At 70.4% G+C, this 21,708-nt stretch carries 23 protein-coding genes and 2 pseudogenes; 10 read left to right on the forward strand and 15 right to left on the reverse strand.

From position 1 onward, the window contains the following. Positions 1-73: 73 nt before the first annotated feature. The 4 genes and pseudogenes from AW27_RS12340 to AW27_RS12355 all read right to left on the reverse strand — a co-directional run bounded on the left by AW27_RS12340 (position 74) and on the right by AW27_RS12355 (position 4,355). Positions 74-1,252, reverse strand: coding sequence for a hypothetical protein (locus AW27_RS12340; RefSeq protein WP_037919171.1), 1,179 nt, complete (start codon positions 1,250-1,252; stop codon positions 74-76). A 44-nt stretch (positions 1,253-1,296) separates the two neighbouring features. After that, positions 1,297-2,205, reverse strand: coding sequence for an N-acetylneuraminate synthase family protein (locus tag AW27_RS12345; RefSeq protein ID WP_037919931.1), 909 nt, complete (start codon positions 2,203-2,205; stop codon positions 1,297-1,299). 405 nt (positions 2,206-2,610) lie between these two features. Beyond that, positions 2,611-2,994 (reverse strand): annotated as a pseudogene (locus AW27_RS12350) (acylneuraminate cytidylyltransferase family protein); the annotation flags it as partial. Beyond that, positions 2,991-4,355, reverse strand: a complete 1,365-nt coding sequence (locus AW27_RS12355) for a DUF6716 putative glycosyltransferase (protein WP_037919169.1) — start codon at positions 4,353-4,355, stop codon at positions 2,991-2,993. The gene AW27_RS12355 and the pseudogene AW27_RS12350, both read right to left, overlap by 4 nt. A 176-nt stretch (positions 4,356-4,531) precedes the next feature. Here AW27_RS12355 and AW27_RS12360 point away from each other — a divergent pair, with 176 nt between their 5' ends. Both AW27_RS12360 and AW27_RS12365 read left to right on the forward strand, forming a co-directional pair. Further along, on the forward strand, positions 4,532-5,512 hold the full coding sequence (locus tag AW27_RS12360) for a glycosyltransferase family 2 protein (RefSeq protein WP_037919167.1): 981 nt from the start codon (positions 4,532-4,534) through the stop codon (positions 5,510-5,512). Next, positions 5,512-6,846 (forward strand): polysialyltransferase family glycosyltransferase, encoded by a 1,335-nt coding sequence (locus AW27_RS12365; RefSeq protein ID WP_037919165.1) that lies wholly within the window; start codon positions 5,512-5,514, stop codon positions 6,844-6,846. The genes AW27_RS12360 and AW27_RS12365 overlap by 1 nt, the downstream gene beginning before the upstream one ends. Before the next feature lie 21 nt (positions 6,847-6,867). Here AW27_RS12365 and AW27_RS12370 read toward each other — a convergent pair. From AW27_RS12370 to AW27_RS12405, 9 genes and pseudogenes are all read right to left on the reverse strand, one after another. Beyond that, positions 6,868-7,014, reverse strand: a pseudogene (locus AW27_RS12370) (leucine efflux protein LeuE); the annotation flags it as partial. 10 nt (positions 7,015-7,024) lie between these two features. Further along, positions 7,025-7,402, reverse strand: coding sequence for a hypothetical protein (locus tag AW27_RS12375; protein WP_236647550.1), 378 nt, complete (start codon positions 7,400-7,402; stop codon positions 7,025-7,027). 160 nt (positions 7,403-7,562) lie between these two features. Beyond that, positions 7,563-8,003 carry a glycine-rich domain-containing protein gene (locus tag AW27_RS12380; RefSeq protein WP_172671283.1) on the reverse strand — a complete coding sequence of 147 codons (441 nt, stop codon included), beginning with the start codon at positions 8,001-8,003 and terminating at the stop codon, positions 7,563-7,565. Positions 8,004-8,065: 62 nt separating this feature from the next. Beyond that, positions 8,066-8,272 (reverse strand): DUF7848 domain-containing protein, encoded by a 207-nt coding sequence (locus AW27_RS34560; protein WP_483316554.1) that lies wholly within the window; start codon positions 8,270-8,272, stop codon positions 8,066-8,068. A 277-nt stretch (positions 8,273-8,549) separates the two neighbouring features. Then, on the reverse strand, positions 8,550-9,380 hold the full coding sequence (locus AW27_RS12385) for a helix-turn-helix domain-containing protein (protein ID WP_037919162.1): 831 nt from the start codon (positions 9,378-9,380) through the stop codon (positions 8,550-8,552). Next, positions 9,377-9,898 carry a DUF6879 family protein gene (locus AW27_RS12390; RefSeq protein ID WP_037919159.1) on the reverse strand — a complete coding sequence of 174 codons (522 nt, stop codon included), beginning with the start codon at positions 9,896-9,898 and terminating at the stop codon, positions 9,377-9,379. The genes AW27_RS12385 and AW27_RS12390 overlap by 4 nt, the downstream gene beginning before the upstream one ends. Continuing rightward, positions 9,885-10,085, reverse strand: coding sequence for a hypothetical protein (locus tag AW27_RS12395; protein ID WP_037919158.1), 201 nt, complete (start codon positions 10,083-10,085; stop codon positions 9,885-9,887). The genes AW27_RS12390 and AW27_RS12395 overlap by 14 nt, the downstream gene beginning before the upstream one ends. Before the next feature lie 371 nt (positions 10,086-10,456). After that, positions 10,457-11,107 carry a leucine efflux protein LeuE gene (gene leuE / locus AW27_RS12400; RefSeq protein ID WP_037919155.1) on the reverse strand — a complete coding sequence of 217 codons (651 nt, stop codon included), beginning with the start codon at positions 11,105-11,107 and terminating at the stop codon, positions 10,457-10,459. 45 nt (positions 11,108-11,152) lie between these two features. Continuing rightward, positions 11,153-12,733: an acyl-CoA mutase large subunit family protein gene (locus tag AW27_RS12405; protein ID WP_037919150.1), complete on the reverse strand. Its 1,581-nt coding sequence runs from the start codon at positions 12,731-12,733 to the stop codon at positions 11,153-11,155. Between the two features lie 179 nt (positions 12,734-12,912). Here AW27_RS12405 and AW27_RS12410 point away from each other — a divergent pair, with 179 nt between their 5' ends. Then, positions 12,913-13,791: a L,D-transpeptidase family protein gene (locus AW27_RS12410; protein ID WP_078556126.1), complete on the forward strand. Its 879-nt coding sequence runs from the start codon at positions 12,913-12,915 to the stop codon at positions 13,789-13,791. Positions 13,792-14,128: 337 nt separating this feature from the next. On the opposite strand, the gene AW27_RS12415 is transcribed toward AW27_RS12410, so the two are convergent. Together AW27_RS12415 and AW27_RS12420 are read right to left on the reverse strand one after the other, a co-directional pair. Then, positions 14,129-15,142, reverse strand: coding sequence for a hypothetical protein (locus AW27_RS12415; RefSeq protein ID WP_052030282.1), 1,014 nt, complete (start codon positions 15,140-15,142; stop codon positions 14,129-14,131). Beyond that, positions 15,142-15,894, reverse strand: coding sequence for an RNA polymerase sigma factor (locus tag AW27_RS12420; RefSeq protein WP_037919138.1), 753 nt, complete (start codon positions 15,892-15,894; stop codon positions 15,142-15,144). The genes AW27_RS12415 and AW27_RS12420 overlap by 1 nt, the downstream gene beginning before the upstream one ends. A gap of 341 nt (positions 15,895-16,235) precedes the next feature. On the opposite strand from AW27_RS12420, the gene AW27_RS12425 reads away from it, so the two are divergent. From AW27_RS12425 to AW27_RS12455, 7 genes are all read left to right on the forward strand, one after another. Continuing rightward, positions 16,236-16,841 carry a 2-oxo-4-hydroxy-4-carboxy-5-ureidoimidazoline decarboxylase gene (locus AW27_RS12425; protein ID WP_063890564.1) on the forward strand — a complete coding sequence of 202 codons (606 nt, stop codon included), beginning with the start codon at positions 16,236-16,238 and terminating at the stop codon, positions 16,839-16,841. Positions 16,842-16,993: 152 nt separating this feature from the next. Beyond that, complete coding sequence (gene sdhC, locus AW27_RS12430) at positions 16,994-17,374, forward strand: succinate dehydrogenase, cytochrome b556 subunit (protein ID WP_078556124.1); 381 nt, start codon at positions 16,994-16,996, stop codon at positions 17,372-17,374. A 5-nt stretch (positions 17,375-17,379) separates the two neighbouring features. After that, positions 17,380-17,862: a succinate dehydrogenase hydrophobic membrane anchor subunit gene (locus AW27_RS12435; protein WP_037919134.1), complete on the forward strand. Its 483-nt coding sequence runs from the start codon at positions 17,380-17,382 to the stop codon at positions 17,860-17,862. Between the two features lie 23 nt (positions 17,863-17,885). Further along, positions 17,886-19,640, forward strand: coding sequence for a succinate dehydrogenase flavoprotein subunit (gene sdhA / locus AW27_RS12440; protein WP_037919133.1), 1,755 nt, complete (start codon positions 17,886-17,888; stop codon positions 19,638-19,640). Further along, entirely contained in the window at positions 19,640-20,398 is a 759-nt protein-coding gene (locus AW27_RS12445; RefSeq protein WP_037919131.1) for a succinate dehydrogenase iron-sulfur subunit, read from the forward strand. The genes sdhA and AW27_RS12445 overlap by 1 nt, the downstream gene beginning before the upstream one ends. 168 nt (positions 20,399-20,566) lie before the next feature. Continuing rightward, the gene (locus AW27_RS12450) at positions 20,567-21,118 is read left to right on the forward strand and encodes a hypothetical protein (RefSeq protein ID WP_037919129.1); all 552 of its coding nucleotides are present in this window, start codon (positions 20,567-20,569) and stop codon (positions 21,116-21,118) included. Between the two features lie 183 nt (positions 21,119-21,301). Continuing rightward, on the forward strand, positions 21,302-21,706 hold the full coding sequence (locus AW27_RS12455) for a hypothetical protein (protein WP_037919128.1): 405 nt from the start codon (positions 21,302-21,304) through the stop codon (positions 21,704-21,706). Positions 21,707-21,708: the final 2 nt, after the last annotated feature.

Here is a 21,708-nt window from a genome sequence, read left to right on the forward strand (position 1 = left end):
TTCATGCCGTTAGGGGAAAGAAACCCAGCCTCTGGACGCATGACCGGGTGGACGCAGGGGTAAACTCGCGCGCTCATCCGGCCGTGGGCGCCGCCTGGGCAGGGAGTCTGTGCACATCACGAGCGGTGTCGGTGACCCCCGCGAGGAAGCTCTTCGCGCGGGGGGACGCGGACCCGGTGAGCCAGGCCGGGTCCACATCGCATACGGCGACGGTGACCCCGGTACCGGTCAGGGCGTACGGCAGGGTGTGGACGACGGTGGACGGAAAACTCAGGATCGTCCGGCCGACGGGACCCCGACGCGCGATCAGTTCCAGCGGCAGGTCCGGGCGTACGATCTCCAGCCCGGTCGCCCGGCTCAGGGCGCGCAGCTTCTCCGGGGACTCGCGGCGGTGCGCGAAGTAGCGGGTGGCTCCGTGCTCCAGGGCGAGGGAGCGGACCGCGCCCTGGTACCGGTCCGGGTCGACGACGCCGGTCTCCACCAGCGAGGTACCGACCAGGTCGGTGCCCTGGGTCAGGCGGGGCGGGCCGAAGCGGGCGCGGGTCCAGGCGAAGTCGTTGGCCCGCAGGGTCATCCCGCCGTGCGGGTCGACCGGCATCGAGGTGAACACCTCGACGCGGCGGGCCGTCCCCTCCGCGGCGACCCCGTCCGGGACGAAGCGGCGGCGCGCGGCCGCCGAGACGGGAGCGTACGCCAACGCGCGGACCCGGCCGGGCAGCCCTCCGCCGCCGACCCGGTGCCAGCGGACGAGGCGTTCGCCGCGGGCGGTCTGGGCGACGAACTCCATGGTGGCGGTGCCGTCGTCGACCACGACGAGCTCCTCGGCGCGCACCAGGGTGAGCAGGAGCTGGACGTAGCGCGAGAAGGGGTCGCCGACGACGACGGTGCGCGCCGCGCGGACGTCGCGCGCCAGTGCGACGAGCGCCTTCACCGGTGCGAGCCGGCTGCCGCGCGCCTCCTGCCACTGCACCTCGCACCCTTCGTCCCGGGCCAACGACGCCATCCGGCGCAGCTGGCCCCGGGACATGGGGTCGGTGGGGGGCAGCACGACGATCCGGACGGGCCGGAGCGTGCCCGCCGGCCGCGGGACGGGCTCCGGACCCGCTCCCGGTCCGGCGGGGCGCCGCCCGCGCTGGCCCGGAAGACCGTCCAGCCTTCTGCCGGGGTCGGCGCGCGCGTACGCCCACTCCAGCACGTTGAGCAGTTGGACCGGGCTCTCGACGAACGCCAGGGTGGCGGCGGAGGTGCTCACACGTACTCCTTCTCCGGGGGCAGGCGGGACCTTCGCGACACGCCCTAGACGGCCGCCAGCTCGCCGGGGACGCGGCGGAGCTTCTTCATGGGGCCCAGCTCGGATGCGTAGACCCGCTTGATCCCGTCCCCGAGGGCGGTCTCGATGGTGCGGATGTCGCGGACGAGGCGGGCCAGGCCGCCGGGCTCGACGGAGGCGGCCTGGTCGGAGCCCCACATCGCGCGGTCGAGGGTGATGTGGCGCTCGACGAAGGTGGCGCCGAGGGCGACGGCGGCCAGGGTGGTCTGCAGGCCCGTCTCGTGGCCGGAGTAGCCGATCGGAACGTTGGGGTACTCCTCGCGCAGGGTGTCGATGACCCGCAGGTTGAGCTCCTCGGCCTTGGCCGGGTATGTCGAAGTGGCGTGACAGAGAAGGATGTTGGCGCTGCCGAGCACCTCGACCGCGTGGCGGATCTGGCGCGGGGTGGACATGCCGGTGGACAGCACGACGGTGCGGCCGGTGGCACGCAGGGCGCGCAGCAGCTCGTCGTCCGTGAGGGAGGCGGAGGCCACCTTGTGGGCGGGGACGTCGAACTTCTCCAGGAAGGCGACGGCTTCGGTGTCCCACGGGGAGGCGAACCAGTCGATGCCGCGCCTGGCGCAGTGCTCGTCGATGGCGCGGTACTCGTCCTCGCCGAACTCGACCCGGTGGCGGTAGTCGATGTAGGTCATCCGGCCCCAGGGGGTGTCGCGCTCGATGTCCCACTGGTCGCGCGGGGTGCAGATCTCCGGGGTGCGCTTCTGGAACTTCACGGCGTCGCAGCCGGCCTCGGCGGCGGCGTCGATGAGGGCGAAGGCGTTGCCGAGGTCGCCGTTGTGGTTGATGCCGATCTCGCCGACGACGTAGACGGGCCGGCCGGGGCCCGCGGTGCGGGCCCCGAAGGTGCGCAGGCGGGGGTCGGGCGTGGAGGTCATGGCAGGGGGCGTCCTTCGGTGCGGGGGCGTTCGGGGTGTGGGCTGCGGGTCGGGGTGTGGGGCCGGTCGCGCGTCGGGCCGCGGCTCTGCGGATGCGCCGCCGGGGCGCGGGTCGAGCAGCGGGGCGAGCAGCCGGGCGCGGGCGAGGTCGTGCGGGTCGTCGATCTCCAGGACCCGGGCGGGGTCGGTGGGTACCGGCACGGTGCGGCCGAAGAAGCGGTGGCGGGCGGTGCGGAAGCCGGCGGCGTCCATGGCGTAGGCCGCACCGGTCTCCAGCAGGTCCTGCGGCCGGTCCTGGCGGCGGGGCCGGCTGGACGGGTCGTGGTTGACCCCGGTCCCCGAGCCGTCGGGGGCGTCCCGCCAGAGGAAGCCGTGGAAGGGGGCCACGGTCATGGCCGAGTCGGCCGCCCCGGAGGCGACGGCCACGGCGACCGACTCGACGTCCGAGGTCGCGAGGAACGGGCTGGTGCACTGGACGAGGAGGACCACGTCCACGGTGAGCGAGTGCAGTTCCTCGAAGGCGGACAGGGCGTGCAGGACGGCGGCCTCGCTGCTCGCGGTGTCGCCGGAGATCGCGGTCGGGCGGGCGATCACGTCGGCGCCGGCGGCGCGGGCGGCCCGGGCGACGGCCTCGGAGTCGGTGGAGACCACGACGTCGGTGACGGTCGGCGCGGCCCGGCAGGCCAGGACGGCACGGGCGACGAGCGGGATGCCGGCGACCTCGGCGAGATTCTTGCCGGGGACTCCCTTGGAGCCCCCGCGGGCGGGGATGACGGCGAGGACCCTCACAGCTCCCCCAGCCTGCGGATCACCGGGGCGACCCGCTGCACACCGTGCCGGTACGCCCCGCGGGCGGCCTCGCGCAGGTGGGCGCGGAGCCGGCGGCGCAGCCGGGACCCGTCCTCCTCCTGCCGCGCGGTGCCCGGCAGCGGGGTGCCGTCGGGCGCGAGGCGGTGCCGGGCGAGGATGCCGGGCAGGTATCCGGGCGCGGTGGTGAGCGTGTAGTAGGGCGTGGGCGGGGGCAGCCGGGTCGCGGCGAGCAGCCCGGCGGCCTTGGCCCGGGCGAGGGCGTAGGCGTCACCGCTCGCGCCGGCCCCGGCGGCGGCCGGGCCGGCGGCGCCTGCGGCTGCCGGGCCCGGAGCGGCGGTCGGCCGGACGCCCTGGGCGGCCAGCCAGACCGGGTCGCCCTCCGGGAGGAGCCCCGAGTCGAGCTGGTCCCAGGAGGCCAGGCAGCCGGAACCGAGGAAGTGGTGGTTGCCGAGGGCCTCGCGGACACCGAGGTCGGTGAGGACGGCCGTCGGGATGGAGCGGTGCAGGGCCTCCAGGGCGGCCGTGGAGGAGACGGTGACCAGCAGGTCGGTGCCGTCCAGCACCTCGCCCATGTTCCCGTACACCAGGCGGCAGTTGGCCGGCAGTCCGCCGGGGATCTTCTCCGCGAGCCGCTGGTACGGCTGTTCCTCCAGGTGCGTGGTGTGTTCGCCGGGCTTGCTGCGCAGCTTGATCAGCACTTCCCGGTCGGGGTGCTTGCGGGCGTGGCCGGCGGCCCGCTCCAGCAGGTAGGCGCGGTCGGCTCGGCTGTCGGGCACGGAGGGCTGCACGGCGAAGACCACCGTGTGGGGGCGGCTCCCGGCCGGCTGGTAGGGCGCTCCGCCGAGGAAGGGCAGCGCGGTCTCGGTGACGGCGCCGGCGTCCGCGCCGACCCCCTCGTACACGGCGCGGAAGCGCTCGGCGTCGTGGCGGGAGTTGGCGAGGACGAGGTCGGCGCCGTGTCTCAGCAGCAGCCCGTCGGCGAGCTTCTCGTACACGACACCGACGTACCCGGTGACCAGTACGGGGCGCGTGGCGGGGGCCGGCCACAGGGCGCGGGCCCCGTGCAGGACCGCTTGGACGGCACCGCCGACGAGCGCGAGGACGACCACGTCGTAGTGCTCGCGTGCGATCTCGGCGAGGAACCCGGCGCAGGTCACCTCGGTCGGCCGGTCGGTCTCCACCCCGACCTCGCCGAGCTGGCGGGCGGTGGGCGTGGCCCGACCGCGCAGCAGGTATCCGGTGAGCCGGTGGTCGGGCACGAGACGGCGGGCGGTGGTGACGCCCCATTTCCATCGCGTGTCGGAATCGGCGAGTACGGCGACGCGTTTGCGTTCTGGCACGCGGCAGAACGTATTCGGCGTTTTCGGTGATCGGCCCAACGAGCGCACAACAGCGGGTTAACAAAGCGTCGACTGAATGCGAAAGCGTACGGGTTAACCCGCCCGCCCCGCGCCGTTCACATGAAATCCGCATCCGGGCCACGGTGAATGACGGGCGGCGCCCTAATCTCTCGCGGGTGCCCAAGCTCTCTGTCGTCGTGCCGTTCTACAACGTGCAGACATACGCGCCGGACGCCCTGAAGAGTCTCGAACTGAACGCCCGTGGGGATTTCGAGTTCCTGCTCGTCGACGACTGCTCGACGGACGGGACACCCGACCTGCTGGAACGAGCGGCGGGCGAGCTGCCCGGGGCGGTGCACCTCAGACACGGAAGCAACGGCGGCCTGGCGACCGCCCGGAACACCGGGCTGGACGCGGCCCGCGGCGAGTACATCGCCTTCCTGGACGGGGACGACTGGATGGCCCCCGGCCATCTGGCCCGGATGCTGGCCGCCATAGAGGCACTGGACTGCGATTTCATCCGAACCGACCATGTGCGGTGCACGGGCCGGACGCGGAGCGTGCAGCGGGTCCCCTTCGGCCCGCAGGCCGTCGTCGCCGATCCGCGCGGCGCGATCCTGCCCGCCGACCGGGCGACCTCGGTGGACTACCCCTACGCCTGGGCCGGGATGTACCACCGGCGGCTGCTGGACCGTGGCCTGCTGCACTTCACCGACGGGCTGCGGACGGCGGAGGACCGGCCGTGGATCTGGCGGCTGCACCGGGAGGCCGGGTCCTTCGCCGCAGTCGGACTGCCCGGAATCTTCTATCGGCGCGGTGTTTCCACCTCGTTGACGCAGATCAGGGACGAGCGGCAGCTCGATTTCATCCGGGCATTCGACGAGGTGCTCGCCGGTGTCGCCGCCGACCGGGAATCCGATCTGCTGATGCCGAAATCCGTACGAACATACTGCGCCATTATCGCGCACCATTTCGGATCCATCGAAAGGTACGAGCCGGCCGTGGCCAAGAAACTCCGCCTGATGAGCGCGGCCGCGCTCGGCCGCATGCCCCAGGACGTGCTCGACCAGGCCCTGGAATCGATGGACGCCGAACGCTCCGCGCTCCTGCGCCGTCTGCGCGGCGGCCGCCGCACCCTGTCGGGGGCGACCGTCTGATGCTCACGCAGATCTTCCTGGCCTCCACCCTCTACGGGGCCGCCACCCTCGCGGCGGGCGTCGACGCGGGCCGCTACCCACCCGCGGGCCGCCGGATCCTGCTGACCAGCAACCACTCCGCCACCGCCGAGGTGGCCCCGGGAGTGGCCGACATGCCGGGTTTCGCCGCCGTGCGCACGCGCTTCGACGAGGTGCTCGACTGGAACGCCGTGATCGAACCGCAGCACCCGAGCACCTGGGCCCCGCGCGCCGAGGACGTCCCCATCTGGGAACGGCACCTGCGCGCGCTGTGGGGGCTCGGCGATGACCGGGTCGAGCTGATCGTGGAGTCCCTCCAGGTACCGCCGGCCCAGTCCCTGTGCCGGGTCTTCCCCGGCGCGGCGGTCGACGTCTACGCCGACGGGCTGATGAGCTACGGGCCCACCCGCTTCCGCCTCGACCCGCAGCTCGGGATGCGGGTGCGGCGGGTGCTCCATCTCGATCTGGTGCCCGGCCTGCGGCCGCTGCTGCTGAACGAGTTCGGGGCGCGGCCGGAGGTGGTACCGACGGAGTCCTTCCTGAAGGTCCTCGCGGAGCTCCCGCCGCACGGCCCCGGCCTGGACGACGTCGGGGAGTCCCCGGCCCTGCTGCTGGGCCAGTACCTCTCGGCGCTCGACCTGATGAGCCCGGACGAGGAGGAGGAGCTGCACGCCTCGATGGTCCGGGGCGCCTTCGCGCTCGGCCACCGCTCGCTGGTCTTCAAGCCCCATCCCGGCGCACCGGGCGAGTACGCCCGCCGGGCCGCGGCGGAGGCCGAACGGCTCGGCGCCCGGCTCACCGTGGCGAGCGGCGCGGTCCTGGCCGAGACCCTCTACGGGCAGCTGCGCCCGGCGCTCGTCGTCGGCTGCTTCTCCACCGGACTGCTGACGGCCGCCACGCTGTACGGCCTGCCCGTCGCCCGTACCGGCACCGAGGCCGTGCTGGCCCGCCTGGCCCCGTACCAGAACAGCAACCGGGTACCGCTGGTGCTGGTGGACTCGCTGCTGCCGGACCTGGCGGACGCTGCGGCGGTCCACGCCTGGACTCCCGCCTCCCTGGGACGGGCGGGAACCGAGCGGGCCGGTCTGCTGACCGCCGTCGGGTTCACCATGCAGCCGCAGGTCCTCGCGGCGCGGCGGGCCGCGGCCGAGGCGTACCTCGCCGCGCACCTGACCCCGGACACCTGGCGGTACTTCACCCGGCGCCGGCTGACCGGGCTGGGCCTGCCCGGCGGCATCCCCGCACAGCTGTCGTTCCTGCCGCGCAGCCGGACGGTGCGGCGCATGGCCCGGACCCTGCGCCGCGTCCTCACCTGAGGTGTTCCGGGCCGGGCGGGGTCAGCCGACCGCGAGCTTGGCCGCGAAGCCGAGGAACAGCACGCCCGCCGCCGAGGTCGCCCCGGCCGACAGCCGCCTGCGGCGGCGGAAGGCCTCCGAGAGCCGGGTGCCGCCGAATATCAGCAGCGTCAGGTAGAGGAAGCCAGCGGGGGGCGTGTCAGGCTTGGTAGAGGGTGGGCCGTTCGGCTACCTGATCCGGGGTGAGCCCTTCCACGGTCAGGTTCCCCGTCCATAGCTGGTCACGATTGGCGTACGTCGCATCGAACCGGACCCACTTCCCGCCTGGCTCCAACTTCCACCCCTGCTCTTGGAACTGCGCGATGCGGTCGCTGCCACACACGAATGCCCGGGTAGCTTGCGTGAGTACCCATTGGGCTAGCTCGGTCTCGCTGGCCGTGGGCCGTCCGCAGGTGCGGGCCATCTGCCACAGGCGCCCCCATTCCACCCCGGGAGTGAGCGGGCCGACGATGGCGACGTCTCCGATTCTCCGCTCGTCAAGGTGGTGCGTGGCATATCCGAAGACCACGCCGAACATGGCGAATACGGTGACTCTGCTGCTCCCGGTCAGACCCTCATCAGATGGCATGGGCGGTACCTTTGCTCAGGGGAGGACCCGGGTACCTGAGACGTGCCCGGGTCCTCCTTCATTCGAGCGGATCACGACATGATCCGTGTGTCGGGGGCGAGTTGGCGGGTCAGCAGCCGTCGCCGTCGCCGCAACAGGCCGGCTGGTTGCACTCGGCTGCGGTGCCCCACAGCCGGACGTCGACGTCGAACCCGGCAGCCCTGACACGGTCGGCCACGGACACCATCAGTCCGCGCGTCCGCACCTTCGCGTTCGGGGCGTGGTGGACGAAGTAGCCGAACTGCTCCTGACACCAGGTGGCGTACTCCTGCGTGTGGAGCATGAACGAGTGCCATCCGGGGTCCACCCGCTCACTGGGCGCCATGTCGTACGCCTTCTGGCTGCCAAGGACGTACACGAACGCGATGGCCTGATCCATGACGCGGTCGGCCACGACCCGCTCAAGCCCGTATTCGTCCGCGCAGAACGCGGCGAGGCGCTCGAACAGATCGGCGCTGACAAGGTCCCGCCCGTGCCGTAAGGCGCCGGGGCTTTCAACCATGGTCGTCATGGTGTGACTCCTCCTGTCGTTGGGCGTCTTGTTGCCCGCCCTGGCGGGGGGCGGGGTCTGTGTCAGGCCGTGGTGACCCGATGAACAAGGGCGATGTCCCAGAACCCGCGAAGAAAGCGGCTGTGGCCCGCGTTCAGGCCCGTGTGTGTCATGCACTGCCTGTCGACCTCGGCCACATCGGGGCCGGGCGTAGCAGACCAACCGCATCCCGGATGCAGGCAGCTTGCAGCCACATTGGGGGGCCGTTTCGGGGTCTCTGATGATCCGATGTTCGGTGTATCGGAGGACTGAGCGCGTCATCGGCGCGACCCGTCCGCGTTCACGCACCGGGTGTGCCAGTAGGCGACTTTCGGCGGGCCGTCCTTCTGGCCGAGCATTCCCCGCCGGGCGAGCTGGTCAAGGGGAACGGGCATCGTGCACGACGGGCACGTCTCGCATCTTGCGGTGTACGTCGCGTACTCGAACGTGTCCGTTCTGGTTGCCATTTCGCACCCCTCGCCGCTCCGGGAATCGACACCCAATGGTGTCGGGGTGCGGGGCCAGGTTCTAGCCGGTTTCCTGTTCGCGCAAGAAGTCGTCCCGAACGTCTTCAAGCATGGCGCGGGCCTCGCCGCCAGATAGGGCCATGTCGGCGAACCCCTCAAATTTGTGCAGGTACAGCGCCACATCCCTTGGGTCCGTGACGACTATTTCTGCATGAGTGGTTTCGACAGTCACTGTCCGGTCATCCCGGATCACGAAGGCGTGATTGGCTATGTCCTGCTGCCGTACGGACAGTGGAACGATTCGAACGTCTATGTGCGGTAGGCGCGATAGAGATACGATCCGGTCAAGCTGCTCGGCCATTCTGGAAGCCGTCACGATGCGCCAACGGAGCACGGGCTCCGTTATGACGAAGTGGAGTTCCTTGGATGAGTCGTAGAGCGCCTGTTGGCGATCCAGGCGAGCGCTGATGGTCTTGTTAAGAACATCCTCGCCGAGGTCGTGCCGAGACAGGATCGCTCTGATGTATTCGGGAGTTTGGAGCAGGCCGGGGACCAAGGCCGGCTGGAAGAGCCTCAGGAGTCCCATTTCTTTCTCAAGGGCTCTCGTCTGCTGTTGAGCCTTGTGCACTCCCATGCGGCGGATGAGCCGCCACGCCGTGGCCTCCGTTGCCGCTGCCCTGACAGCTTCCAGATACTCTGCCTTGACCTCGTCCGAGACGCCAATGGCTGAGAGGATGCGCTCAACGTCTACGATGGACGGAGCGACCTTGGCTGTTTCGATTTTGCTCAGCTTACTTGCGGACATGACGACACTGCGGGCGACGGCTTTGGCCTCCTTACCGGATGCCTGCCTAAGCGCCCGCAGTGCGGCCCCTAGCTGCCCCTTGTTCACTCGCCGTACTTCGCCCACCATTCGGAGAATGGCTCGGCATGCGCCATGGCCGTGTCTCGGTACACACGGAACTCTTCAGCACGTTCCTCGGGCAGGACGTCAGCCCCGAGGAATGCGCCATCATCTGAATAGATCATGACCGCTGGCGTCAGGCTATCCATCTGCCAGAAGTCTGGAACCCCTTCCAGCGGGTTCGGCCGTTCGGTGACGTCGAGAATGAAAAACTCTTCGCCCCCTGTGACATTTTTCTGATAGCCCCAACCCAATTCGAACCTGAGATATGGCGTGAGGGGTCGGGAGAGGATATGCACCCGATAGATGCGTTTGCCGTTCCGTGTGTGAGAGCGGAGTTCCGACACCCACTCTTCGTTATAGTCGGCTGGCTGACGACTACCGGCAAGGAACGCCTGATAGGCGTCCACGTTTCCCGATTTGCTGTAATCGTCCAGCACCTCCAGGCGGAATGCCTCCTGCTGGAAGGTGTCGAACAGTTCGGCCAGCGTCTTAGAAGTCGCCACGAAGGCCCTTCCGGATGAGATCGAAGATCAGCTGCTCCGGGATCTCGACCACGGTTTCGCGTGCGGGAATGTCGAGCCCGTGATCCGTGGGTGTCTCGCCCTGAACCAGCAGCGTGCCCCTGTCGGTCGCGTAGATGGTCGGGCAGTCTTTGAGGTCACAGGTGCTGACGAGCTTGGTTACCTTCACGGGTTCCCCTCCTGGCGTGCCGTGTCGTGCCTTCCTCGATGCTTCCGACCAACTGACCTGAGGCGCAAGGGGTTCGAGTTTCCGGAACAGGAAACCGGCGCCGTCGGCGAACGATGGTCGCGGGACGCCCACGGCCGGGGCCTATAGAGGGTTGGGGCCTCGGGGCGCCTCAGGACTCACGGCCTTCACAGTGAGTGGCTGCCGTTTCCGCCTGCTGGGTGCGCTGACAAGGGCGGAGAACGGGGTGACCTTGGGGGCTCCTTGGGGGGCCTCTCGGGCAGGCCGAGGGCTCGCAGTGCCTCTTGCTGCTTCCGGAGGCTCATGCGGGCGAACAGCGCCGCAGCGTCGTCGAGGTGAGACATGCCAACCCCCTACGCGCTTGCCAGAGACAGCTTCAGGGCGAACCCCAGGAAGAGCACCCCGGCGGCCGAGGTGGCGCCTGCGCTGAGCCTCTTCCGGCGACGGAACGCAGCAGCCAGACGAGACCCGAAGAAGATGAGCGCAGTCAGGTACAACGCGCTTGCCAGCTGGAGCAGTACGCCCAGCGTCACGAACCCCGCGATCGGGTTGGACTCTGACACGAACTGCACGAAGAAGGACATCAGGAAGAGGATGGCCTTCGGGTTGAGGAGGCTGATCAGCAGGGCGCGCCGGTAGGGGCGTTCGTGCTCGGCCGGACCGGCGGGGGCCGCGGCGCGCGCCTCGTCCCGGTCCCGGCGGGTGCGCCACAGCGCCCAGGCGCCCCGCATCATCCCGACGGCCAGCCAGGCCAGGTAGCCGGCGCCGAGGAACTTCACCACGGTGAAGACGAGCGGGCTCGCCCGGAGCAGCGCCCCGGCACCCACAGCGGTCAGGGCCATCAGCACGGCGTCGCCGGTGAACACTCCGGCGGCGGCCTTGTAGCCCGTGCGCACCCCTCGGCGGGCGGCGACGGACAGCACGTAGAGCGAGTTCGGTCCCGGCAGGAGAATGATCAGGACGAGGCCGGCGAGGTACGTCGGCAGATCGATGACACCCAGCATGGGCAGGAGTGTCCCATGGGGACGCCCCTGACAGCCCCGGGGGTCTCACCATGTGGAACCAGTGGGCTCGTACGTCCCCCACACCTCCCGCAGCACCCCGCAGACCTCCCCCACCGTGGCCCGCGCGCGCAGCGCTTCCTTCATCGGGTACAGCACGTTCGCCGTTCCCCCCGCCGCCTCCCGCAGCGCCCCGAGCGCCGCCGCCACCGCCGCCCCGTCGCGCTCCGCCCGCAGCCGCGCGAGCGCCGCGCGCTGCCGCTCCTCGATCGCCGGGTCCACGCGCAGCGGCTCGTACGGTTCCTCGCGCTCCAGCGCGAAGCGGTTGACGCCGACCACCACCCGCTCCCCGCTGTCGGTCTCCCGCGCGATGCGGTAGGCGTTCCGCTCGATCTCCGTCTTCTGGAAGCCGGCCTCGATCGCGGCCACCGCCCCGCCCCGCTCCTCGACGCGCCGCATCAGGTCGAGGACCGCCGCCTCCAGTTCGTCCGTCATCCGCTCCACCGCGTAGGACCCGGCGAAGGGGTCCACGGTGTGCGGCACGTCCGTCTCGTACGCGAGGACCTGCTGGGTGCGCAGCGCGAGGCGGGCGGACTTCTCCGTCGGCAGCGCGATCGCCTCGTCGAAGGAGTTGGTGTGCAGCGACTGGGTCCCGCCCAGGACCGCGGCCAGGGCCTGCACGGCGACGCGCACGAGGTTCAGCTCGGGCTGCTGCGCGGTGAGCTGGACCCCTGCGGTCTGGGTGTGGAAGCGCAGCATCATCGACTTCGGGTCGCGCGCCCCGAACTCCTCCCGCATGACGCGGGCCCAGATCCGCCGGGCGGCACGGAACTTCGCGACCTCCTCCAGCAGGGTGGTGCGGGCCACGAAGAAGAAGGAGAGCCGGGGCGCGAACGCGTCGACCGCCATCCCTGCGGCGAGGGCGGTACGGACGTAGGCGATGCCGTCGGCGAGGGTGAAGGCCACCTCCTGCGCGGGCGAGGCGCCGGCTTCGGCCATGTGGTAGCCGGAGATGGAGATGGTGTTCCACCGGGGGATCTCGGCCCGGCAGTAGCGGAAGGTGTCGGCCGTCAGCCGCAGCGAGGGTTCGGGCGGGAAGATGTAGGTCCCCCGGGCGATGTACTCCTTCAGGACGTCGTTCTGGATCGTCCCCGTCAACCGCGCGCCCGAGATGCCCTGTTCCTCCGCGACCAGCTGGTAGAGCAGCAGGAGCAGGGCGGCGGGCGCGTTGATCGTCATGGAAGTGGAGACCCGGTCGAGGGGGATCCCGTCGAACAGCGTCCGCATGTCGTCGAGCGAGTCGACGGCGACCCCGACCTTGCCGACCTCGCCGTGGGCCAGGGGCGCGTCGGAGTCGTGGCCCATCTGGGTCGGCAGGTCGAAGGCGACGGACAGCCCGGTGCCGCCGCCGGCGATGAGCTGCCGGTAGCGGGCGTTGGACTCGGTGGCCGTGCCGAAGCCGGCGTACTGGCGCATGGTCCACGGCCGACCGGTGTACATGTTCGGATAAATCCCCCGGGTGTAGGGGAAGTCCCCCGGTGCACCCAATTGGACCTCGGGGTCCCATTCCGTCAGATCACCCGGCCCGTAGACCGGTTCGACCGGGATTCCGCTCTCCGTGCGTGCCATGTGACGAAGTCCTCCGTAGAGCAACCGGGCCCGGGGCTGGTACAACCTTGCCCGCGCACCGCTTCTCAAGGCTGCGGACGGTTGCCGGTCACGATGGCGCAACATCCCGGAACCCTGTGCAACTCTCCACGCGCGCCAGACATCACCTAGATACACGACGTAGAAACCGGGGGACTGCAATGCAGCGCCAGAGAGCCATAATCCGCACGATCGGGGTCGCCACCGCCGTCGCGCTCGCCGCGACCGCCTGCGGTCCGCAGAAGACGGAGTCCGCCGGCTCCTCCTCCGCGGCACCGTCCTCGCCCACGGCGGGCACCACCCCCGAAGCCTCCCCGTCCACCGACGACAAGCCCGGCGAGCCCTCGGCATCGGCCTCGGCGTCCGCCTCCGCCTCCGCCTCCCCGTCGGCCTCGCCTTCGCCCTCGGTGAAGCAGATCATGGCCAACGGCGACGAGAGCGAGCAGGTCCGCGAGCTTCAGGCCCGGCTGAAGCAGCTCAAGCTGCTCACGGTGACGCCGACCGGCTTCTACGGCTCGAAGACCACGGCCGCGGTGAAGTCCTTCCAGTCGAAGAACGGCCTGGATGCCACGGGCGGGGTCGACGCGAAGACCTGGAAGAAGATCCAGAGTTCCAGCAAGAAGCCCACGGCCGACGAGCTGCGCCCGCCGACCGTCAACGAGGTCGCGGCGCCGGACCCGCGCTGCATGACCGGCCGCGTCATGTGCATCAGCAAGGAGAGCCGCACCCTCGCCTGGATGATCGACGGCAAGGTCGTCTCGACGATGGACGTCCGCTTCGGCTCGGAGAACACCCCGACCCGCGAGGGCGTGTTCAACGTGGGCTGGAAGGCCAAGGACTGGACGTCGACGATCTACCACACGCCGATGCCCTACGCGATGTTCTTCAGCGGCGGCCAGGCGGTCCACTACTCCGCCGACTTCGCGGCCCGCGGCTACAACGGCGCCTCGCACGGCTGCGTGAACGTGCGGGACAAGGCCAAGCTGTCGAAGCTCTTCGACGACGTGCAGGTCGGCGACAAGGTGGTCGTCTACTGGTGATCCCGCCGAGGGTGCCGCCGGAACCCCGGTTCCGGGCCCCGACCGCGCGGCCGGCCGCCGGCCGGTGAAACGCGACAGGCCGTCCCCTTCGCAGTCCGGTCGTACCGGCGGACCGAGAAGGGGACGGCCTGTCGCGTTGAGCGGCCGTCCCGCCGATGGGTCGGGGTGATGGAGTGAGGGCGCGGGCAGGGCCGGGGGAACGTGCCCCGCCCGCGCCGGTTGCGCAGAGCCCAGGGGTACGGGGGGAACCCCGGCTCATGCGCGGCCGATGACCAGTCGGCTCGCTTAGTACTGCGCCGCCGATTCGAAAAGTGTTACAGGCAGGTCAGCGCATGTGTCAGCGGCCGGCGCGCAGGGCGGTGGAGCCTTCCGGAACAGCTGGTTCCAGGCTCGGCGCCCTCAGCGTCCCGCCACTCGCCGGAGGGGAGTCGCGGCGCTTGGTACCGCCGGAGTCCCCGTCCAGCACCGCGGCGCAGTAGGCCGGTATCCGCAGGAGCCCGTCGGCCAGACGGGACAGCCGCTCGCGCCGGTCGTCGTTGATCCGGCCCCCGCGGTACTCCTCGCAGAGGTCCGTCTTGAGCCGGCCGTCCAGCTCGCGCTGGCGGTCCTTGCCGGATTCCCCGGTGCCCAGGGTGTCCCGGCTGCCCTCCTGGCCGCCCCCTCCGCTCCGGTCGTCCGGGGCGGTCTTGCCCGAGCCGCCGGCCGCCGAGGTGCCCGCGGAGCCGTCGGAGTCCGCTCCGTTTCCCGGCGTGGTACGCCCGTCCCCGCTGGGTGACGGCAGCACCGGGGCGAACGCCGGGTCCGAGCCGTCGGGCACGGGGGTGGACAGCGGCTCCGGGGTGAAGGTCGGGGCACCGGTGCCCCTGCCCTGGACCGGGCTCTCGCCGGCACTGATGGACATCGCCGGTCCGGGCCCCGCGGCGTCGTGCCGGGAACGGTCCAGGAGCCCGGCTCCCGCCGCGGCCGCCAGCCCGCCCGCGGCGACGCTCGCGAGGGCCGCGGCCAGGCCGAGGCTCACGGTCCGGGAGCGCCGCCGGATCGGCACGGGCGCGGGGAGGACGCGGCCGAGGTCGACCAGGGGTTCACCGGAGGCGTCGGCCCCGGACGACGCGGCGGCCGGGCGTGCGGCGCCGCGCGCCGCACGGTAGGCGTCCACCGCCACGGCCTCACCGGGCAGTTCCGTACCGCTGGGCGCCGCCACCGCGGCCAGGGCGTCCAGAGCCGCTCGGAGCCGGGCGGCCTCCGTCGCGGCACGCGTGTCGGCGGCGGGCCCCACAGGTTCCGCCGGTCCACCGCGCAGGAATGCTTCCGCCGCGGCCTCGTCCAGCCACCTGTCGCGCTCGTCGGCCATCACATGTCCTTCTGCGTCCGCCAACGTGAATGCGTCACACCGGTTTGTTCTGCGTAGCTGCCGCCCCGGCCGCGCTGTGCGGGTACGGCGTCGAGATCCCCTCCGCCCCCGCCGCCCCACGCGTGGCCCTCGGCATTATGGCCGACCGCGGCGCCGGCCCTGGAGCCGGTGCCCGGACCTGCCTCGAAACCGCCGTCCGCGCCCTGTGCGGCGAGCAGTTCCGCCAGCTTCTTCAGGCCGCGGTGCGCGGCGGTGCGTACGGCCCCGGGCCGCTTGCCCAGGGTCTCGGCCGCGCTCTTGGCGTCCAGGCCGACCACGACCCGCAGGACGACCGCCTCGGCCTGGTCCTGCGGCAGCTGGGCTATGAGCGCCATGGTGCGCCCGGTGTCAAGGGACTCCATCGCCGCGCCGGCCGTGTCACACTCGGCGGCCCAGCCCGTCAGTTCGGTGTCGTCGCCCCCGATGGCGGGGCGGCGGCCGCGCATGCGTATGTGGTCGAGGGCCCGGTTGCGGGCGATGCGGGCGGCCCAGCCGCGGAAGCGGTCGGCGTCACCGGTGAAGGAGTCGAGGTCCCGGGCTATCTGCAGCCAGGCCTCAGAGGTCACGTCCTCGGCGTCGCCGTCTCCGACGAGCGTGCGCACGTAGCCGAGCAGGCGTGGATGCACGGCCCGGTACACAGCACGGAACGCGTTCTCGTCACCGCTCTGTGCCGCGAGCACTGCGGCGGTCAGCTCCGCGTCGTCCCCCAGCAAAGTCCCCAACCTGTCCTGTACGTGTGGCGCAAATCAGCACGTTACGGCTTTCAAGCACCTCTCGTCCACGAGTGATACAACGTGCAACCAATCCTGCGCGGAGCGAGGTGTGACACAAAACGCACTCGCGGCGCTGACAGGGGTACGGGCTTGTCGCACGAGCCCGTGACGGATGGCGGCCGGGGCCTCTCCTGTGGGGGGTGGCGGCCTCGGTCGCCCTCCCCCTTTCGGGCTTTCGGGCACTCCACCATGCCCGCCCGCGGCGCTCCCGTCATCCTTTCGGCTCTCTTCCGGGTGAAATCCCCGCATGGGTACGACACGCTCCCCCCTGCGTCGATAGCGTGGCGGAACACCCGCGCCGCGCCCCGAGGAGCCCCCCGCTGTCCAGCCACCTTCCGGCACAGGCCCGCGGCTGCTCCGACCCCTCGCACGGCCCCGGACTGACCCGGTTCAACAGCCTGTCCCCCGAAGCCGCCCGGGCGGTCCTCCTGCAGTGCTGCGGAAGCCGGCGCTGGGCGCACCGGGTGGCGGCACACCGCCCCTATCCCGACGCGGACGCCCTGCGCGCCGCCGCGGACGAGGCCTCGTACGACCTCTCGCAGTCCGACCTGACCGAGGCCCTGGCCGCGGAGCACTCGGCCGAACTGGACCACGGGGCGCCATACGCCGCGCTGCTGGCCCTCGAAGCGGCCCACACGGAGTACGAACGCAAGTTCGGGCACGCCTTCGTGGTCTGCCTGGACGGGCATCCGCCGGAGGAGCAGGCCGACCAGCTGCTGGGGGCGATCCGCCGGCGGATGGGGCACGAGGCGGACGAGGAGCGCTCGATCTCCGCGGACGAGCTCCGCCGCGTCGCGCAGTCCCGGCTGCTGGACCTGACACGCTGGCTGACTCGCTCCCACGGGGCGGCCGCGGCCGAAATCGGGCTATTCGCCCCCGTGGGATAGCCCGTACGTGCCTGTTTGATCACACAGCCCGACCCCGCGCGAGGGAACCGACAACTCGTCGCTACGATGTCCGGGGCCGGTGGACCGTACCCGGCCGGGCCCGACCGACAAAGAAGCCGGCTGGCCCCCGCCCCGCTTCCGGAGGGTTTTCCGTGCCGGCTGGAACGTTGTACCGCGGCCGGGAAGGAATGTGGTCCTGGGTGGCTCATCGAGTCACCGGCGTCCTCATCTTCTTCTTCCTGTTCGTACACGTCCTCGACACCGCTCTCGTCCGCGTCTCCCCCGAGGCGTACGACGATGTCGTGGCTACCTACAAGACTCCGATCGTCGCGCTGCTGGAGTACGGCCTCGTCGCCGCCATCCTCTTCCACGCGCTCAACGGTCTCCGTGTCATCGCCGTGGACTTCTGGTCCAAGGGCCCGCGCCACCAGAAGACGATGCTCTGGTGGGTCGTGGGCATCTGGGTCGTGCTGATGGCCGGGGCCCTCTACCCCGTGCTCGGCCACGCCTACCTCGAACTGTTCGGGAAGTGACGCGCATGTCCTCTGACACTTCTTCCGCCAAGGTCATCGGCGACGTGGAGGGCGTTTCCCTCTACGACGTCGACAACCCCGCGCCGTACATCGAGGCCCCGCGCAAGCGCACGGGCAAGACGCCCCGCTCGACGCGCGGCAACTTCGAGATGGCCGCGTGGCTCTTCATGCGCCTCTCGGGCATCGTGCTCGTCGTCCTCGTCATCGGCCACCTGGTCATCCAGCTGGTGCTCGACGGCGGCGTGTCCAAGATCGGCTTCGCCTTCGTGGCCGGCCGCTGGGCGTCCCCGTTCTGGCAGGTCTGGGACCTGCTGATGCTGTGGCTGGCGATGCTGCACGGCTCGAACGGTCTGCGTACCGTCATCAACGACTACGCGGAGCGCGCCAACACGCGGCTGTGGCTGAAGGGCCTGCTCTACACCGCCACGGTGTTCACCATCCTTCTGGGCACGCTGGTGATCTTCACCTTCGACCCGAACATCCGCTAGGCAACGGGGCTGAGGCGAAACCAATGAAGATCCACAAGTACGACACCGTCATCGTCGGCGCCGGCGGCGCGGGCATGCGCGCCGCCATCGAGGCGACGAAGCGCAGCCGCACCGCCGTCCTGACGAAGCTGTACCCCACCCGCTCCCACACGGGCGCCGCGCAGGGCGGCATGGCCGCCGCGCTGGCCAACGTGGAGGAGGACAACTGGGAGTGGCACACCTTCGACACGGTCAAGGGCGGTGACTACCTGGTCGACCAGGACGCCGCCGAGATCCTGGCGAAGGAGGCCATCGACGCGGTCCTCGACCTGGAGAAGATGGGCCTGCCGTTCAACCGCACCCCGGACGGCACCATCGACCAGCGCCGCTTCGGCGGCCACTCCCGCAACCACGGCGAGGCACCGGTCCGCCGGTCCTGCTACGCCGCGGACCGCACCGGCCACATGATCCTCCAGACGCTGTACCAGAACTGCGTCAAGGAGGGCGTGGAGTTCTTCAACGAGTTCTACGTCCTGGACCAGCTCCTGGTCGAGGAGGACGGCGTCAAGAAGTCGGCCGGTGTGGTCGCGTACGAGCTCGCCACCGGCGAGATCCACGTGTTCCAGGCCAAGGCCGTCATCTACGCCTCCGGCGGCACCGGCAAGTTCTTCAAGGTGACCTCCAACGCGCACACCCTCACGGGTGACGGCCAGGCGGCCTGCTACCGCCGCGGCCTGCCGCTGGAGGACATGGAGTTCTTCCAGTTCCACCCGACGGGCATCTGGCGCATGGGCATCCTGCTGACGGAGGGCGCCCGCGGTGAGGGCGGCATCCTCCGCAACAAGGACGGTGAGCGCTTCATGGAGAAGTACGCGCCGGTCATGAAGGACCTCGCGTCCCGTGACGTCGTCTCGCGCTCCATCTACACCGAGATCCGTGAGGGCCGCGGCTGCGGTCCGGCCGGAGACCACGTGTACCTGGACCTCACCCACCTCCCGCCGGAGCAGCTCGACGCGAAGCTCCCGGACATCACCGAGTTCGCCCGCACCTACCTGGGCATCGAGCCGTACACGGACCCGATCCCGATCCAGCCCACCGCGCACTACGCCATGGGCGGCATCCCGACCAACGTCGAGGGCGAGGTCCTCAGCGACAACACCACCGTCGTCCCCGGCCTGTACGCGGCCGGCGAGGTCGCGTGCGTGTCGGTGCACGGCGCGAACCGCCTGGGCACCAACTCGCTGCTGGACATCAACGTCTTCGGCAAGCGCTCCGGCATCGCCGCCGCCCGGTACTCGCAGGAGAACGACTTCGTCGAGCTCCCCGAGAACCCGGCGCAGCAGGTGGCCGACCTGGTCGAGCACCTGCGCAACTCCACGGGCCAGGAGCGGGTCGCCGACCTGCGCCTGGAGCTCCAGGAGACGATGGACGCGAACGTGATGGTGTTCCGCACGGAGCAGACCATCAAGACCGCGGTCGAGAAGATCGCGGAGCTGCGCGAGCGCTACAAGAACGTGTCCGTCCAGGACAAGGGCAAGCGCTTCAACACGGACCTGCTGGAGGCCATCGAGCTGGGCAACCTGCTCGACCTGGCCGAGGTCATGGCCGTGTCCGCCCTGGCGCGCAAGGAGTCCCGCGGCGGTCACTACCGCGAGGACTACCCCAACCGCGACGACGTCAACTTCATGCGCCACACCATGGCGTACCGCGAGGTCGGAGCCGACGGCTCGGACTCGGTCCGGCTCGACTACAAGCCGGTCGTCACGACCCGCTACCAGCCGATGGAGCGTAAGTACTGATGGCTACCCCCACCCTGGACAAGATGGAAGAGGCGGCTGCGGCCTCCCCGTACATCACGGTCACCTTCCGGATCCGCCGCTTCAACCCCGAGGTCTCGGACGAGTCGCAGTGGCAGGACTTCCAGATCGAGATCGACCCGAAGGAGCGCGTGCTCGACGGTCTCCACAAGATCAAGTGGGACCTGGACGGCACGCTCACCTTCCGCCGCTCGTGCGCGCACGGCATCTGCGGCTCGGACGCGATGCGGATCAACGGCAAGAACAGGCTCGCCTGCAAGACGCTGATCAAGGACATCAACCCCGAGAAGCCGATCACCGTCGAGGCCATCAAGGGCCTCACGGTGATGAAGGACCTCGTGGTCGACATGGAGCCCTTCTTCCAGGCGTACCGGGACGTCATGCCGTTCCTGGTCACCAAGGGCAACGAGCCGACGCGTGAGCGCCTGCAGTCCGCCGAGGACCGCGAGCGCTTCGACGACACCACCAAGTGCATCCTGTGCGCCGCGTGCACGTCCTCGTGCCCGGTGTTCTGGAACGACGGCCAGTACTTCGGCCCGGCGGCGATCGTCAACGCGCACCGCTTCATCTTCGACTCGCGTGACGAGGCCGGCGAGCAGCGGCTGGAGATCCTGAACGACAAGGACGGCGTGTGGCGCTGCCGCACGACCTTCAACTGCACCGACGCGTGCCCGCGCGGCATCGAGGTCACGAAGGCGATCCAGGAAGTCAAGCGTGCGCTGATCACGCGCCGCTTCTGACCTTCCCTCCCGGCCTGTACGAGGGCCCCGCCCCGGTTCGTCCGGAGCGGGGCCCTCGTGCGTCGCCGGGGCGCGTCGAACGGCTGCCGGAGGCCTCCCCCCGATCGGGGACACCGGGCTGCAGGAGCGGGGGTACAGGGCGGGGGTGCCTGTGGAAGGATCGGCCGTATGAGCGAGCAGCAGCCGAACCCGTACGCGAGCGGCCCCGCCGGCCAGGGCGGCACGTCCGGTGCGCCGGGCCATGGCGACTACAAGTGGGGCCCCGGTGAGGCCAGTTACGGATACCCCCAGCCCTACCCGGCGGCCCCCGCCTACCATCCGACCGTCGGCGGCGCGGGCGTCCCGGTGCCCGCCGGGTACTCCGCCGCCCCGGTCGGCGGTGCGGGCTTCGCGCTCGGCGACATCACCGTCGCCGGCGACCAGATCATCACCCCGTCGGGCACGATGCCGCTCCGGGGCGCGATGTGGAACGCGACGGACTTCTCGCGCACCGAGGAGAAGATCCCGCCCCACGCGATCGTGCTGGCGATCGTCTTCTTCCTGTTCTGCCTGCTCGGCCTGCTCTTCCTGCTGATGAAGGAGAAGACCACCACCGGCTACATCCAGGTCACCGTGACCAGCGGCGGCCGCCACCACTCCACGATGATCCCCGCGGTGGACGCGAACACCTACCACTGGGTCATGTCGCAGCTGGGCCACGCGCGTGCGATGAGCATGTGAGCCCCCGGAGACGCAGGCGGGCCCCGGCCGTTCGGCCGGGGCCCGCCTGCGTCTCCGGGACGTCTCCGGAACGGCGCCCTGACGTGTGCCGGACACACACCGACCCCATCGCTTGAACTTGTTCAAAAAAGGTTCTAGAGTCATCGACGTCAGCATTTGAACACGTTCAAGGGGGCTGGGGCGATGGACCTCACCGTGGTCGCATACGTCATCTACCTGTTCATCAGCATCGGCCTCACCGTCTGGGTGGCGCGCACGCTCAGTCGCAACGGCCGCGTCTTCATCGGCGACGTCCTCCACGGCAACGAGAAGCTCGCCGACGCCGTCAACCAGCTCCTCGTGGTGGGCTTCTACCTGGTCAACATCGGTTTCGTGACCCTCTACCTGCGATCGACCGATGAGGTCGGCACGGCCCGCGCGCTCTTCGAGACGCTCTCGGTCAAGCTCGGCGTCGTCCTGCTGGTCCTGGGCGTCATGCACCTCGGCAACGTGTGGGCGCTGAACAGGATGCGCCGCCGCGGGATCATGGAGCGCCAGCAGACCCCGCCGGTCCCCCCGCAGGGGTGGACCGCGCCGCTCGGGGCCTGAGC

The organism is Streptomyces sp. PCS3-D2 (assembly GCF_000612545.2).
Lineage (GTDB): Bacteria > Actinomycetota > Actinomycetes > Streptomycetales > Streptomycetaceae > Streptomyces.

Coding starts and splice junctions, on each gene's coding strand:
- AW27_RS12375 (WP_236647550.1), bottom strand. CDS start 7,402: ATGTTCGGCGTGGTCTTCGGATATGCCACGCACCACCTTGACGAGCGG.
- AW27_RS12345 (WP_037919931.1), bottom strand. CDS start 2,205: ATGACCTCCACGCCCGACCCCCGCCTGCGCACCTTCGGGGCCCGCACC.
- AW27_RS12410 (WP_078556126.1), top strand. CDS start 12,913: ATGCAGCGCCAGAGAGCCATAATCCGCACGATCGGGGTCGCCACCGCC.
- AW27_RS12455 (WP_037919128.1), top strand. CDS start 21,302: ATGGACCTCACCGTGGTCGCATACGTCATCTACCTGTTCATCAGCATC.
- AW27_RS12435 (WP_037919134.1), top strand. CDS start 17,380: ATGTCCTCTGACACTTCTTCCGCCAAGGTCATCGGCGACGTGGAGGGC.
- AW27_RS12405 (WP_037919150.1), bottom strand. CDS start 12,733: ATGGCACGCACGGAGAGCGGAATCCCGGTCGAACCGGTCTACGGGCCG.
- AW27_RS12450 (WP_037919129.1), top strand. CDS start 20,567: ATGAGCGAGCAGCAGCCGAACCCGTACGCGAGCGGCCCCGCCGGCCAG.
- AW27_RS12365 (WP_037919165.1), top strand. CDS start 5,512: ATGCTCACGCAGATCTTCCTGGCCTCCACCCTCTACGGGGCCGCCACC.
- leuE (WP_037919155.1), bottom strand. CDS start 11,107: ATGCTGGGTGTCATCGATCTGCCGACGTACCTCGCCGGCCTCGTCCTG.
- AW27_RS12445 (WP_037919131.1), top strand. CDS start 19,640: ATGGCTACCCCCACCCTGGACAAGATGGAAGAGGCGGCTGCGGCCTCC.
- AW27_RS12415 (WP_052030282.1), bottom strand. CDS start 15,142: ATGGCCGACGAGCGCGACAGGTGGCTGGACGAGGCCGCGGCGGAAGCA.
- sdhA (WP_037919133.1), top strand. CDS start 17,886: ATGAAGATCCACAAGTACGACACCGTCATCGTCGGCGCCGGCGGCGCG.
- AW27_RS12380 (WP_172671283.1), bottom strand. CDS start 8,003: ATGACGACCATGGTTGAAAGCCCCGGCGCCTTACGGCACGGGCGGGAC.